The organism is Streptococcus infantis (assembly GCF_047463655.1).
GTDB classification, from domain to species: Bacteria; Bacillota; Bacilli; order Lactobacillales; family Streptococcaceae; genus Streptococcus; species Streptococcus infantis_Z.
Map to the genome: position 1 here is coordinate 18,105 of NZ_JASHDM010000002.1, position 13,380 is coordinate 31,484.

Here is a 13,380-nt window from a genome sequence, read left to right on the forward strand (position 1 = left end):
GATCCTTCGTTTTCTTGTTTTCAAGAGCTAGTTATAGTTTCAAACTATACAAAAACGATAGCTTCCTGAGAAACTATCGTTTTTCCTGTTGAATAGACTGATTATTTAATGTGTTTAGCTAATTCTTCTTGGGCTTTTTTATTAGATTCTTCTTTTTCTTTCAGCCATTTTTGTCTAGCTTTTTCATACTCATCAGCCGTTACAGTCTTATCTTGCAACTTGAGGTACTTGTATGATTCCACCCCCTTATTTCCAGCTTGTGAGAATGGTGATGAGAATGGAACTGTCTTTCTCAAGGTCGGTATTCCACCAAGGGAAACGTTTGGAATTGCAAGGGCGCTATCAACGAGCCAAGCTTGAACTTCAGCATATTTTTCATAACGTTTCGCTGGTTCTTGCTCCTTGTTCGCTTCTTCTAACATTTGAGTGTAAGTATCGAGTCCAACTGCCTTAGCCTTGTCATTGACCTCACCTGGTTCTAGACCAATGTTTTGCAACATACCACCGTTATTGACATTTAAGATATCAAGATAACTTGATGGATCCAAGTAGTCAGCACTCCAACCACTATTATAGATGTCAAAGTCTTTTTGAGCTGCGGTTTGAGCGAGGTAGCTAGAGTTATCAAAGTCGTCTGTTGATAATTGTTGGATATCGATAACCACATTCTCAGCCCCTAGAACAGATTCGATGGATTGTTTCAAAGAACTTGCTTCAAGTACACCTTTTTTAGATGATTGGTCAACTGATACATCCAAGTGGATTGGGAACTGCACACCCTTAGCTTCCAATTCTTTCTTAGCTTCTGCAAACTTAGCCTTAGCCTTGTCAGGATTGTAGTATGGGTCTTGCGCGTCCGCAAAGTTGATTCCTTGCCATTCTTGGCCATAGTTGACCATCTTTTCTGAAACAACATCTCCAAAGTCTTTCCCGTTGATGGTTACAAATGTAGGAGGTACAACCAGGTTACGAATAATCTTCGTTGCTCCGTCTTCCCCTTGAGATTGAGCTCCATATGCTGTACGGTTATAAGCATAGTTGAAGGCTTGACGGAAGTTTTTATTCAGAACTGCTTCTTGAGTTGATTTCTTTTCGATATCTGAGGATTTAGACGTGAAGTTATAAGATTTTCTGTCCAAGTTGAAGTTCAAGTAATAAGAAGTTGCGGTTTGCATACTATAAATGATGTTATCTTTGTTCTTCTCTTTAATTCCTTCAAAGCTTGAGCTATTTGGATAGAGACGTGCGTAGCTGTAGACTCCTTCTACAAAGTTACGAGCTAGTGCATCTTGGTCACTACCATCATAATAGGCCAATTTCACATCATCTACAAAGACATTTTTTTCATCCCAGTAGTTCGGATTTTTCTTGAATTCGATGACAGATTTCGAAACAAAGGATTTCATCAAGAAAGGTCCATTGTACAAAATACTAGAAGGATCCACCTTACCAAAATCATCCCCTTTTGATTTCAGGAAGTCTGCATTGACAGGGAAGAGAATGGTTGATGTTGTTTTAGAGTTCCAATAAGATTCTGGTCGTGTCAAAGTGTACTGAACTGTTTGGTCGTCAATCGCCTTAACACCGACAGTTGAAAAGTCAGTTGTTTTCCCGTTGATATAGTCATCCAAACCTGCTACAGAATCTTGAACCAGGTACAAAGCTTCGGATTTTTTATCAGCAGCATATTTCAAACCAGTTACAAAATCTTGGGCAGTTACTGGAGCATATTCTTCACCTTCAGAGGTATACCACTTAGCATCTTTACGAAGTTTATAAGTGTATGTCAAACCGTCCTGAGAAACACTCCAATCCTCTGCTAAGGATGGAACGTAGTTACCGTATTGGTCATTTTCCATCAACCCATCTACCAAATTGGTAACGATGTCATTGGTTGTTGCACGGTTTTCTGCAAGATAGTTCAAACTAGACGGATCGCTAGAATAGACATAGTTGTATGTTTTAGTTGAACTAGCTGAGTTGCTACAAGCCGCCAATAGTAGACCGGCACTTAGGGCAAGGCCTGCCAGCGTCAGATATTTTGCCTTAGACTTTTTCATTTCCAGAACCTCCAAATTTAAATATTTGTATCATTATACAGCTATTGTTTTTTTTAGTCAAGCAATTTTATCTAATTTTTACCAAATTATAGATTTTTTTCTACTAATTTTATATTTTATCCTATTTTTTAAATAAAAAAATGAACAATTCAAACTTTTTCGGATAGAAAAGTTCAAATTATTCATTTTATTTATAAACTTTTATGATAGTTTTAAACGTGCCCGTAGACGATCTGCTTGAGCCTGTCCAATAACCTTATCTAAGAGACGAGTATAGAGACTCATGAATCCGTAGAGCCCACCACCGATTGTTCCGATTAGGGCGACATAGATGAAGCTCCAGAAACGACCTGATGGTTGGAAGACAAAGCCAATCATCCATTGTAAAAATCCAACCAGGATAAACATAACTAGAGTCAAAATAGTAACTAAGATTGTTCTCTTCAAGATAAGCTTACGACGAGCACCTGTCACCTCACAGATATCTCGGTACATCAAGACATTTGGAATGATGAGACCAATTGTCGTTGAAATTAAAGGACCATAACTATGGAAAATCGCTATCGATGGTAATTGTAAAACAATCTTAGCAATTGAGCCATAAACAAAATACAAGACTGCTTTACGGTTACGGAACATAGCCTGAAGCATTGGTGACAAGACCATGTACAAACCTAGGATTGTTGACTGCAAGACTGCAAAGACAAACAAGCCCATAGCCAAACTATCTGGCTTACCGTAAAAGACTGTATAGAGAGGTTCACCAACCATGACTACTCCAACAGTTGCTGGAAGTAAGAATAAGAAGAGCATGGTGATACTATCTTGAACGAGACGAGAAGCCGCTGGCAAATCACCCTTGACATAGTTCTCTGTCAAGAGAGGTAGCCCAACGCTACCAATCGAAACTCCAACCGAAATCAAAATCATGGTGATTTTATTAGGATTGGCGGAGAAATAAGAAAACATGACAACCAAGTCTTCATTACTGTAGTTGGTAAACCACTTCATACTATTGATAAAGGTCATTTGGTCCAAGATTTGGAAAAGCTGAATAGCCGAACCAGTCAAGATAAACGGAATTGCTTCCTTAATCGTATCCATTAACAGGTGTTTGCTATCAATCTTATCTCGCGTTTCAAAAACTTTTTGAAGCATCCCTTCTTTAAAAAGGAAATAAAGTAAGACAGCAAAGCTGGCTACCATTCCCACAAAGGCCGCAAAGGTAGACTGGGTGACTGCTGATAGATAATCTTTTGAACCTAGCTTCATGATAATAAAGGTCGCTAAGAGCATCCAGATGACACGGATAACCTGCTCAGCAATTTGGCTCATGGCATAGGGCTTAAGATTATTCATCCCTTGGAAAAATCCACGGATAACACTCATAGATGGGAATATCAAGACAGCCCACGCTAGACTTTGCATAATGGGGATCAAGTCCTTACCGACTCCAGAAAGGTCCGCCAACCAAGGTGCAAAGAGGTATAAAATCAAGGCAAAGGCAAGTCCTAGCACAGTCATAAAGCCTAAGAAGCTCCGAATCAGGGCAAAACTATGCTCTTCCTCATGCATGGTATTGTATTTAGCGACCTGCTTAGCGACCGCTACCGGGATACCTGCTGTTGAAATCAACAAGAACCAGGCGTAGATATTGTAGCCCATGGTGAAGAGGCCATTAGCCTTAGCTGCATAAGTCCCCATCCAGATATACCAAGGGATGATGTAGATAGCCCCGAGCAGGCGACTGATAAAGTTACTAGCCGTTAGCCAGGCAGTCCCTCGTAACATCTGGGCCTGCTGATGATTATTTTCGTTAGACATAACTTCCTCATTCAATTTTAATAACTAGGAAATGTTCCTTATCTTCCATTATAAACTTTTCCTTGTTACTTGTAAAATTCAGACTTTCGGTTTACAATAGAAAGTATGATAAAGATTGAAACCGTATTAGATATTTTAAAGAAAGACGATCTCTTCCGTGAGATTATTGACCAAGGACATTACCATTATTATCACAGTGATGTCGTTTTTGATAGCATCTGCTACGATAGCCGAAAAGCTCGAGAAAATAGTCTCTTTTTTGTCAAAGGAGCAGCCTTTAAAAAAGAATTTCTCCTTTCTGCAATTGAACAAGGACTTGAATGGTATGTAGCGGAACAGGACTATGAAGTCGGTATTCCCGTTATTGTTGTTAGCGATATCAAGAAAGCCATGAGTTTGATTGCTATGGAATTTTATGGCAACCCTCAAGAAAAACTAAAACTCCTTGCTTTCACTGGTACTAAAGGAAAAACAACGGCAGCTTACTTCGCCTACAACATCTTAAATCAACAACATCGTCCAGCTATGTTATCAACCATGAATACGACCTTGGACGGCAAGACTTTCTTTAAATCTGCCCTGACTACTCCTGAGAGTATCGACCTCTTTGACATGATGGCCCAGGCTGTTGATAATGGAAGAACTCACCTTATCATGGAAGTATCCAGTCAAGCCTACTTGGTTAAACGAGTCTACGGACTGACCTTTGATGTCGGTGTCTTCCTCAACATTAGTCCTGACCATATTGGTCCTATTGAGCATCCAACCTTTGAAGACTACTTCTACCACAAACGTCTCTTGATGAAAAATAGCAGAGCAGTTGTCATTAATAGCGATATGGACCACTTCTCTGTTCTGAAAGAACAAGTTGAGAACCAAGACCATGACTTCTATGGTAGCCAGTCAAGTAACCAAATTGAAAACTCCAAAGCCTTTAGCTTCTCAGCAACCGGTAAATTAGCTGGAGATTATGACATCCAGTTGATTGGGCACTTCAACCAAGAAAATGCAGTCGCTGCAGGACTTGCCTGCCTTCGTCTAGGTGCTAGTCTTGAAGATATCAAAAAAGGGATTGCGTCTACTCGCGTCCCTGGTCGCATGGAAGTTCTCACACAGAAAAATGGCGCAAAAGTTTTCATCGACTACGCCCACAATGGTGACAGTCTTAAAAAACTAATCTCTGTCGTTGAAACTCATCAAACTGGAAAGATTGCTTTAGTACTTGGTTCAACTGGAAACAAGGGAGAAAGCCGTCGCAAGGACTTTGGACTTCTCCTCGATCAACATCCTGAAATTCAAGTCTTTCTAACAGCTGATGATCCAAACTATGAAGATCCGATGGCCATTGCAGATGAAATCAGTAGCTATATCCATCATCCTGTTGAAAAGATTGTCGATCGCGAGCAAGCTATCAAGGCTGCTATGTCTGTTACAAGTCAAGAGCTGGATGCTGTGATTATCGCTGGTAAAGGAGCTGATTGCTACCAAATCGTCCAAGGGCAGAAAGAAGACTATCCAGGTGATGCTGCTGTTGCAGAACGTTACCTATAAGAACTTAAAGAAGGCTAGGAAAATCCCTAGCCTTTATTTTTTTATAAAGATGAATCGTTCCTTATCAAATTCTACAGCTAACTCGTATTTCCCATCTTCATTTTGAAGGATGTAACCTAATAAGACTAAACTATCGACAAAGATATCACGGCGTTTCTGCATGAGCTGGTCTTTTTTGAGAAATTTTAGCAAAAATGTTGTTATATATTTGAGAGCATACTCAGGATTGACATCACCCAAAACAGCATAGAGTTTCTGCTGATCTTCTGTCAGCGCATACTGATGCTTAACCTTATAAAAATAATTAGACAAGGTCATCTTTTCCCTAGCAAAATCCGTATACTCTTCTAGGATAGCTGCATTGGTTTGATTGCGTAATTCCGTCTGAAAATGTTTCTCCAGGATTTCTTGATAGATTGGACTATCGTCTCTCACAAAGACTTCTAGGTCTAGTTCAAGAGATTCTGTAGATTCTAGAAATGGAAGATTGAGATAATAGCGTTTATTTTCTCTCAAAATCAAACCCGCTTTAATATATTCCTCCAAAAACTTATCAATTGGTATCTTTGGAAACTGAGCCTTGATTTCACGGAGGATAACATCATCATGCTGATCAAGATAGTCTACCAAATCCCTAAAGAATGGTTGACGCGTCAAGCGAGATGGATTAAAAATCTGAATCATGAAGATTCCTTTCTTTACAAACTAAAAGTGGTGATGCTGCTAATTGACTAGGGTTAGTGCCAGGCTGATTCAAAGGTACAGGAAGCCCTAACTCTCGATAATATTCTCTCCAGAAATCACTGATTTCCTCTACGCCATCTCCAAATTTCATGGGAATGGTCTCAAAAATAGGGAGTAGTTCAGCAATGAACTGGGAACAGTAATAACCATTTCCATCCGGATAAAAGGAAGAATTGTAGGGCGAACCCAAAAGGCTCTCTGCCTGCTTTTTGACTTCTTTGTGATCGATTTTCGGATAGCGATAAAGGTCATAGACTTTCTCAACTTCAAAGAAATCTTCAGGAGATTTGGCAAGGACGCCACCTTCCACCGTTGCATGATAGACCTGTCCGTCCAAAAAGATGGCCACATGGCTATAGTTACCAGTAGATTCCTGAATAGCCTGTCCCATATCTGACAAGTCCTTTATAAAAATCAAATCGCCAGATTCTAACATGCTCTCCTCCTAGCAAAAAAGGAGTCGAGACTCCTTTTTAACAATGGGTATCCCCATTTTCTTATTACAATTAAGCATTGAAGCTTTCAGTCAATTGTGGTACTACTTGTTTCTTACGTGAAACAGCACCTGGAAGGAAGGCATGGTTGTTTTCAAGTTTGAAGTTGAAAGCTGCTTCTACCTTGTCCATATTAGCACCAAGAGCCAAAATTTCTGAGTTTGAGTTGACAATGTCTGTAATCATCAAAACAAAGTCAGAGTATCCGTTAGCTGCATTTGCTGCTTGGATAGCTGCTTCAATTTCAGCTTGGCGTTCCAAGACTTCAGCGATATCAACTGTATTGACTTGAGCCACACGAACGTTGTTTCCGTTCAATTCAAAAGTCTTGGCATCGATGTCGATCAATTCTTCTGCTGATTTGCTTGCCAAGTTGGTACCTGCTTTGAGCATTGCAAGACCGTATTCTTCCAAGTTAACTCCAGCCAATTCAGCCAATTCAGGCGCAATCACCTTATCAGATGGGTGAGTTGTTGGAGATTTCAAAAGAAGGGTATCTGAAATCAAACCTGAAAGCATCAAACCTGCAATTTCTTTTGGTACAGCTACGCCATGCTCTTTGAACATGCGGTATACGATAGAAGATGCTGATCCAACTGGTTCCAAGCGCATGTAAAGTGGGCTAGCAGTTTCAAAGTTAGCTACGCGGTGGTGATCCACCACACCGTATACTTCTACTTCAGCAATATCTGATACTGATTGTTGGAATTCATTGTGGTCAGTCAAGATAACTTGTTCTGCACCTTCTGCCTTAGCTGAAGTGATAACACGTGGTGCTTCAACACCAAAATAGTTCAATACGAAAGCTGTTTCTTCATTTGGAGTTCCAAGAGCCACCGCTTCTGTATCCAAACCATAAGCTTCTTTTGCAAGATAAGCAAAGGCTACAGATGAACCGATAGCATCTGAATCTGGATTTTGGTGACCAAATACTAGAATCTTAGACATGATAATACCTCGTTTCTTTATTCTCTTTATTGTAGCATTTTTTTTAATTTTTGACAAAAGTAAGAGGAGTCAAAGAACTCCCCACTACTCTTCTAAATGACTGAGTAAATTTTTTTCTTGGTTTTCAGATAAAAATCTTTCCTTTTGCGCTCTCTTCTTACGTTTGAGAAGTGCCTCAGCCGACATAGCTTCTTCTTTACTATCGAAACCTTGAGCATAGATGAGTTTTACTGGCAACCGAGCTCGTGTGTACTTGGCACCTTTCCCACTATTGTGGACAGCGACACGTTTCTTGACATCCGTTGTATAACCAGTATAGTAGGAACCATCCCGACACTCAACTACATACATATAAGCTTTATGATCCATAATAGATTTCTTGAATTTCTGGTGTATAGGAGCCATCACTATTATGAACAATGAGTGGTGGCAGAACCTTAAAACCACTAGTGGAGCCGTCCTTGATAGCCTCAATCAAAAGCATATTGGCTTCCTTCTCCCGTTTAGGGTAGACAAATTGCAGCCGCTTTGGAGCCAAATTGTGTTGTTGAAGCGTTTCTAAAATATCTAACAAACGATCAGGACGGTGAACCATAGCTAGACGCCCGTTAGATTTGAGTATACTTTGGGCACTACGACAAATTTCTTTTAGATTGGTCGTAATTTCATGCCGAGCCAACAAGTAGTGTTCGCTTTCGTTCAAATTAGAATTTGCATCCACCTTAAAATAGGGAGGGTTGCACAAAATCAAATCGACCTTGCTCCCCTGAATGTAGCTAGGCATATTTTTTAAATCATCACAAATAACCTGCATCTGCTCTTCTAAGCCATTTAAACGAACAGATCTTTCAGCCATATCCGCCAATCGTTCTTGGATTTCAACAGATAGAATTTTAGCCTTGGTCCGGCTGCTGGCAAAAAGGCCAACAGCTCCATTACCCGCACAAAAATCCACTATCAAGCCATTTTTAGGAAAGCGAGGAAAGCGTGACAAAAGGACACTATCCACCGAATAGCTGAAAACCTCTCTATTTTGAATAATCTTAATATCTGTAGAAAAGAGCTGGTTGATTCTCTCTCCTGATTTTAATAATTCTTCTACCATACTTCTATTATAACAAACTATATTAACATTTCAAGAGAGAAAAAATCAATTAAGACTTTTTCTTATTTAGATTAGAGATAGCTTCCTTGGTCCAGATAGGCATCATGCGAGCCAAAGGAGCAAATCCGTATTTGACACGGTCACTTGAAAAACGTCTCCGTCTCGGTAATTGATGTTTCTCTTCTTCCAAAGTCCGAATAGAAAGACTTGCTTTCCCTGTATATTCGTCCAAATCGACAACCTGGACTTGAACTTCTTCACCGATTTTCAGTACATCATAGATATTCTCAATAAATCCTGTACGAATTTCAGAAATATGAATCAAGCCTGTGATACCAGTCTCTAACTCCACAAAGGCTCCATAAGACTGAATCCCTGTAATTCGCCCTGTTAGCTTATCACCTATTTTCATCTTAATCCTCGATTTCAATCGTTTCGATGACGACATCTTCAACTGGCTTGTCCATTGCACCTGTCTCAACTCCTGCGATAGCATCCAGAACTTCATAAGAAGCTTCATCTGCAAGCTGTCCAAAAACTGTGTGACGACGATCAAGGTGAGGAGTTCCACCTTGTTCTGCATAAATCTCCGCAATTGGCTCTGGCCAACCACCACGAGCAATTTCTTTCTTAGAGTATGGCAAGTGTTGATTTTGCACGATAAAGAACTGGCTACCGTTGGTATTTGGTCCAGCATTAGCCATAGAAAGGGCTCCGCGGATATTGTAAAGTTCTTCTGAAAACTCGTCCTCAAATGACTCACCATAGATAGATTCGCCACCCATACCAGTACCAGTTGGATCTCCACCTTGAATCATAAAGTCTTTAATAATGCGGTGGAAAATCACACTATCATAGTAACCGTCTTTTGAAAGAGCAACAAAGTTGGCTACTGTTTTTGGAGCCTGTTCAGGGAAAAGCTTGATACGCAAGTCTCCATGATTTGTTTTAATAGTCGCAATCGGACCTTCTACTGTTTCAATGTCTACTTGTGGCAAATGTAATTCTTTTTCTACCATACCAAATCTTTCTAAGGCATCAAAAATGCCATCTTCTTCTAATGTTTTTGTAATATAATCTGCTTTTTCTTTGATTTTTTCATGAGATATTTCCATGGCAATGCTGATACCTGCATAATCAAAAAGCTCCAAATCGTTCAGTCCATCCCCAAAGACCATGACATTCTCAGGTTTAAGACCTAAATGTTCTACAACTTTTGCTACACCAGCTGCTTTTGAACCTGAAATTGGTACCACATCTGACGAATGTTCATGCCAGCGTACCATACGCAAAGTCGATGCTAAACTTTCAGGCAAAGTCAGGTCATCTCCCTGATCCTCAAAGGTCCACATCTGATAGATGTCTTCTTTTTCATAAAAATCAGGATCTACATCTAACTCGGGATAAATTGGATCAATGGCCTCACTAATCAACTCAGTTCTAGTGGAGAGTTTAGCAGTATGACTACCAACTAAACCATAGTCAATCCCCACTTCCTTAGTCCAAGCAATATAGCTTTCAACCTTATCTTTAGAGATTATGTTACTATCAATCACATTGCCTTTTTTATCTTCAATATAAGCACCATTCAGAGTAACAAAAAAGTCAGGTTTTAGCTCGCGAATCTCTGGCACGACACCGAAAATCCCACGACCAGTCGCAATCCCAGTCAAAATACCTTTTTCACGTAATTGTTTAAAAACAGTTGAAATTGAGGTGGGGATAAAACCAGTCTTTGAGTTTCTCAACGTATCATCAATATCAAAAAAAACAATCTTTATCTTTTTTGCCTTATATCTTAATTTCGCATCCATCTCATTGCCTCCTTCAATTCACTCTTTCCATTATACCATAAAGTAGAGAAATCCCACATCCCCAATAAAATCCTTGTCTCTTATCCGAATTCCTTTACTAGATACAAAACCAAATCATCATTATTTTGGCTAGTTGCATTCATTTCCAAGGGTTGATTTCGATACCAGACACCTGTCCCATCTGGAATGTAGCCCCGTCTGATATACAATCTCTGGGCAGGGCCATAGCCTAAGTGCAAACCTACACCAAGAGTGACCTTACTCGAAACAAACTTGACTCGTTTTTCTGCTTCTTCTAGCAGTTGATTCCCAATCCCTTGATTTCGAAAAGGCTCAAACACATTAAAATCTGATAATTCTGGATAGACTTCTGCAAAAGGACCATGTTTAGCAGAGGGCAAAATGGTAACGTAGCCCGCTACAGCACCATCAATCTCTGCAACTAAGACTTCTCTCTCCCCACTTTCCTGTTCCAGAAAATATCTAGCCAAAATTTCCTCTCTATCAGGCCAACCTTGATTCATAAATCCATGAGATAAGGATTCAATATCAGACTTAATCATATTTCTAATCGTACAATTCATCTTTGACTTACCCACCTTTACTCTTTCTATTACCATTATAGCATGCCAAGGTCAGAAAAAAACTATCTCGTAAAAAAAGACCCAACCGGGTCTTAATTCGCTTTCTTGTTTTCAAGCTCATGAAAAAGAGGTCCACCGGACCTGAAAAAAAGACCCGTCGGGGTCTTAATTCGCTTTCTTATTTTCAAGCTCATGAAAAAGAGGTCCCCTCGAACCCAAACTCGCTCTCTCATTTCAAAGCTCGTGAAAAAGAGGTCCCCCGGACCCAAACTCGCTCTCTCATTTCAAAGCTCGTGAAAAAAAGACCCGGGTGGGTCTGAAAAAGAGGTCCCCCGGACCTCTTTTTTAATCTTCGTTTACGAAAGGCATCAAAGCCATTACGCGAGCGCGTTTGATAGCTGTTGTTACTTTACGTTGGTTTTTAGCTGAAGTTCCTGTTACACGACGAGGAAGGATTTTCCCACGTTCTGAAACGAAACGGCTAAGAAGCTCAGTATCTTTGTAATCAACATATTCAATTTTGTTTGCTGCGATGTAATCAACTTTTTTACGGCGTTTGAATCCGCCACGACGTTGTTGAGCCATGTTTTTTTCTCCTTTATAGTATTAATTGTCCATTAGAATGGTAAATCATCATCTGAAATATCCAAAGGATTCGTTGTTCCGAATGGATTTTCATCACGTGAAAAGTCAGGTACTGATTGAGTAGGTGCTGAATAGTTTGAACTTGGTGCAGAATAAGATCCACCAGTATGTCCTTCACGCACACTACGGCTTTCCAACATTTGGAAATTCTCAGCCACGACTTCCGTCACGTAGACACGTTGTCCTTGCTGGTTATCGTAACTACGAGTCTGAATACGACCTGTCACCCCGATAAGTGAGCCTTTTTTAGCCCAATTAGCAAGATTCTCAGCCTGTTGGCGCCACATAACGACATTGATAAAATCAGCCTCACGTTCGCCATTTTGACTCTTAAATGTACGGTTTACTGCAAGAGTAAAAGTCGCAACTGCTACATTTGATGGGGTATAACGCAACTCAGCGTCACGAGTCATACGCCCTACAAGTACAACATTGTTAATCATAATCTACCTTCTTACGCGTCAGTTTTGACGATCATGTGACGAAGAATGTCAGCGTTGATTTTTGAAAGACGGTCAAACTCTTTAAGAGCTGCATCATCATTTGCTTCAACGTTAACGATGTGGTAAAGTCCTTCGCGGAAATCTTGGATTTCGTATGCAAGACGACGTTTTTCCCATGTTTTTGATTCAACAACAGTTGCACCGTTGTCAGTCAAGATAGAGTCAAAACGTGCTACCAAAGCGTTTTTCGCTTCTTCTTCAATGTTTGGACGAATGATATAAAGAATTTCGTATTTAGCCATTGATATGTTCCTCCTTTTGGTCTAATGACCCCAAGACATTGCAAGGGGTAAGTGAGGTTTGCTCACAATAAATTATTATACTAGAAAAAAATTTTTTTCGCAAGTAAAAACTGCTTCTATTTTATTTTTTACAGTTTTTTTGCAGAAGTTTGTGTAATTTCTTCAACCTGAATATTCTCAGATTCAAATTTCTGTTTAAAGGTAGCTAGATCAACCGTTCCCTCAATTTGAACTTCGATAACAATCTTACCATCTTTACGTGGGATATTAATGGTATGTGAAATATTCAGATTTTCTGCTGCGATGAGGGAAACAATTTTCCCGAGTACCCCAACTTCATTTTCTGTGATAAAACGAACACGGATTCCCTCTTCGCCATAACCAGAAATTTCAAGAAATGCTCTGAATACATCACGGTCAGTAATGACACCATAGACTTGTTCATTATCAATAACTGGCAAGATTCCAATCTTATTTTTCAGCATAAGATAGGTTGCATCTTCCAAACTTGCATAACCGGAGACAGTTACAACATCACGAATCATGACGTCTTTTACTTTTGTTTTATTGAGCAAGTAATTCATCTCAAAGATTGAAAGACTTGTTGCTTTTGACGGACTGGCTTCAGCAATTGTTCCTTCCGTTACTAGACCAACTAATTTATCATTTTCAATAACAGGAAGACGATGCAATCCTTGTTCGCGCATCAAGTCTGCTGCATGTGCTACAGTCGTATCTGGGCTAATATATACGACCTTTCGTGTCATAAAATCTTTAACTGCCATAGGAACTCTCCTTTATGTTTATAGCTTTATTATACACTTTTTACGAAAATCAATCAAACGCTTTCATCTCTTTTTCAAGAT

General features: G+C 39.7%; 15 protein-coding genes. 1 reads left to right on the forward strand and 14 read right to left on the reverse strand.

Annotated features, from left to right (window positions below; translation table 11 throughout):
* Positions 1–101: 101 nt before the first annotated feature.
* Both QM877_RS02450 and QM877_RS02455 read right to left on the reverse strand, forming a co-directional pair.
* Positions 102–2,060, reverse strand: coding sequence for a peptide ABC transporter substrate-binding protein (locus tag QM877_RS02450; protein ID WP_414317471.1), 1,959 nt, complete (start codon positions 2,058–2,060; stop codon positions 102–104).
* A gap of 201 nt (positions 2,061–2,261) precedes the next feature.
* A complete protein-coding gene (locus QM877_RS02455) occupies positions 2,262–3,884 on the reverse strand; it encodes a putative polysaccharide biosynthesis protein (protein ID WP_414317472.1) in 1,623 nt (540 codons plus the stop codon).
* A 105-nt stretch (positions 3,885–3,989) separates the two neighbouring features.
* On the opposite strand from QM877_RS02455, the gene QM877_RS02460 reads away from it, so the two are divergent.
* The gene (locus QM877_RS02460; RefSeq protein WP_414317473.1) at positions 3,990–5,435 is read left to right on the forward strand and encodes a UDP-N-acetylmuramoyl-L-alanyl-D-glutamate--L-lysine ligase; all 1,446 of its coding nucleotides are present in this window, start codon (positions 3,990–3,992) and stop codon (positions 5,433–5,435) included.
* A 33-nt stretch (positions 5,436–5,468) separates the two neighbouring features.
* On the opposite strand, the gene QM877_RS02465 is transcribed toward QM877_RS02460, so the two are convergent.
* From QM877_RS02465 to QM877_RS02520, 12 genes are all read right to left on the reverse strand, one after another.
* Positions 5,469–6,119 carry a DUF1803 domain-containing protein gene (locus QM877_RS02465; RefSeq protein WP_414317474.1) on the reverse strand — a complete coding sequence of 217 codons (651 nt, stop codon included), beginning with the start codon at positions 6,117–6,119 and terminating at the stop codon, positions 5,469–5,471.
* Entirely contained in the window at positions 6,103–6,615 is a 513-nt protein-coding gene (locus QM877_RS02470; protein ID WP_414317475.1) for a YiiX/YebB-like N1pC/P60 family cysteine hydrolase, read from the reverse strand. The genes QM877_RS02465 and QM877_RS02470 overlap by 17 nt, the downstream gene beginning before the upstream one ends.
* Positions 6,616–6,685: 70 nt before the next feature.
* Positions 6,686–7,621, reverse strand: coding sequence for a manganese-dependent inorganic pyrophosphatase (locus tag QM877_RS02475; protein WP_009731484.1), 936 nt, complete (start codon positions 7,619–7,621; stop codon positions 6,686–6,688).
* An 84-nt stretch (positions 7,622–7,705) separates the two neighbouring features.
* A complete protein-coding gene (locus QM877_RS02480; protein ID WP_315639652.1) occupies positions 7,706–7,990 on the reverse strand; it encodes a GIY-YIG nuclease family protein in 285 nt (94 codons plus the stop codon).
* Positions 7,980–8,726 (reverse strand): tRNA1(Val) (adenine(37)-N6)-methyltransferase, encoded by a 747-nt coding sequence (locus tag QM877_RS02485; protein ID WP_414317476.1) that lies wholly within the window; start codon positions 8,724–8,726, stop codon positions 7,980–7,982. The genes QM877_RS02480 and QM877_RS02485 overlap by 11 nt, the downstream gene beginning before the upstream one ends.
* 49 nt (positions 8,727–8,775) lie before the next feature.
* The gene (locus tag QM877_RS02490) at positions 8,776–9,138 is read right to left on the reverse strand and encodes a S1 RNA-binding domain-containing protein (protein ID WP_000689622.1); all 363 of its coding nucleotides are present in this window, start codon (positions 9,136–9,138) and stop codon (positions 8,776–8,778) included.
* A gap of 1 nt (position 9,139) precedes the next feature.
* Entirely contained in the window at positions 9,140–10,540 is a 1,401-nt protein-coding gene (locus QM877_RS02495; RefSeq protein WP_414317477.1) for a bifunctional Cof-type HAD-IIB family hydrolase/peptidylprolyl isomerase, read from the reverse strand.
* 80 nt (positions 10,541–10,620) lie between these two features.
* Positions 10,621–11,124 carry a GNAT family N-acetyltransferase gene (locus QM877_RS02500; protein ID WP_414315287.1) on the reverse strand — a complete coding sequence of 168 codons (504 nt, stop codon included), beginning with the start codon at positions 11,122–11,124 and terminating at the stop codon, positions 10,621–10,623.
* A 345-nt stretch (positions 11,125–11,469) separates the two neighbouring features.
* Positions 11,470–11,709, reverse strand: coding sequence for a 30S ribosomal protein S18 (gene rpsR / locus QM877_RS02505; protein WP_000068664.1), 240 nt, complete (start codon positions 11,707–11,709; stop codon positions 11,470–11,472).
* 32 nt (positions 11,710–11,741) lie between these two features.
* Positions 11,742–12,212: a single-stranded DNA-binding protein SsbA gene (ssbA, locus tag QM877_RS02510; protein ID WP_223139991.1), complete on the reverse strand. Its 471-nt coding sequence runs from the start codon at positions 12,210–12,212 to the stop codon at positions 11,742–11,744.
* 11 nt (positions 12,213–12,223) lie between these two features.
* Complete coding sequence (rpsF, locus tag QM877_RS02515; RefSeq protein ID WP_001151786.1) at positions 12,224–12,514, reverse strand: 30S ribosomal protein S6; 291 nt, start codon at positions 12,512–12,514, stop codon at positions 12,224–12,226.
* 128 nt (positions 12,515–12,642) lie between these two features.
* On the reverse strand, positions 12,643–13,299 hold the full coding sequence (locus QM877_RS02520; protein WP_414317478.1) for a CBS domain-containing protein: 657 nt from the start codon (positions 13,297–13,299) through the stop codon (positions 12,643–12,645).
* Positions 13,300–13,380: the final 81 nt, after the last annotated feature.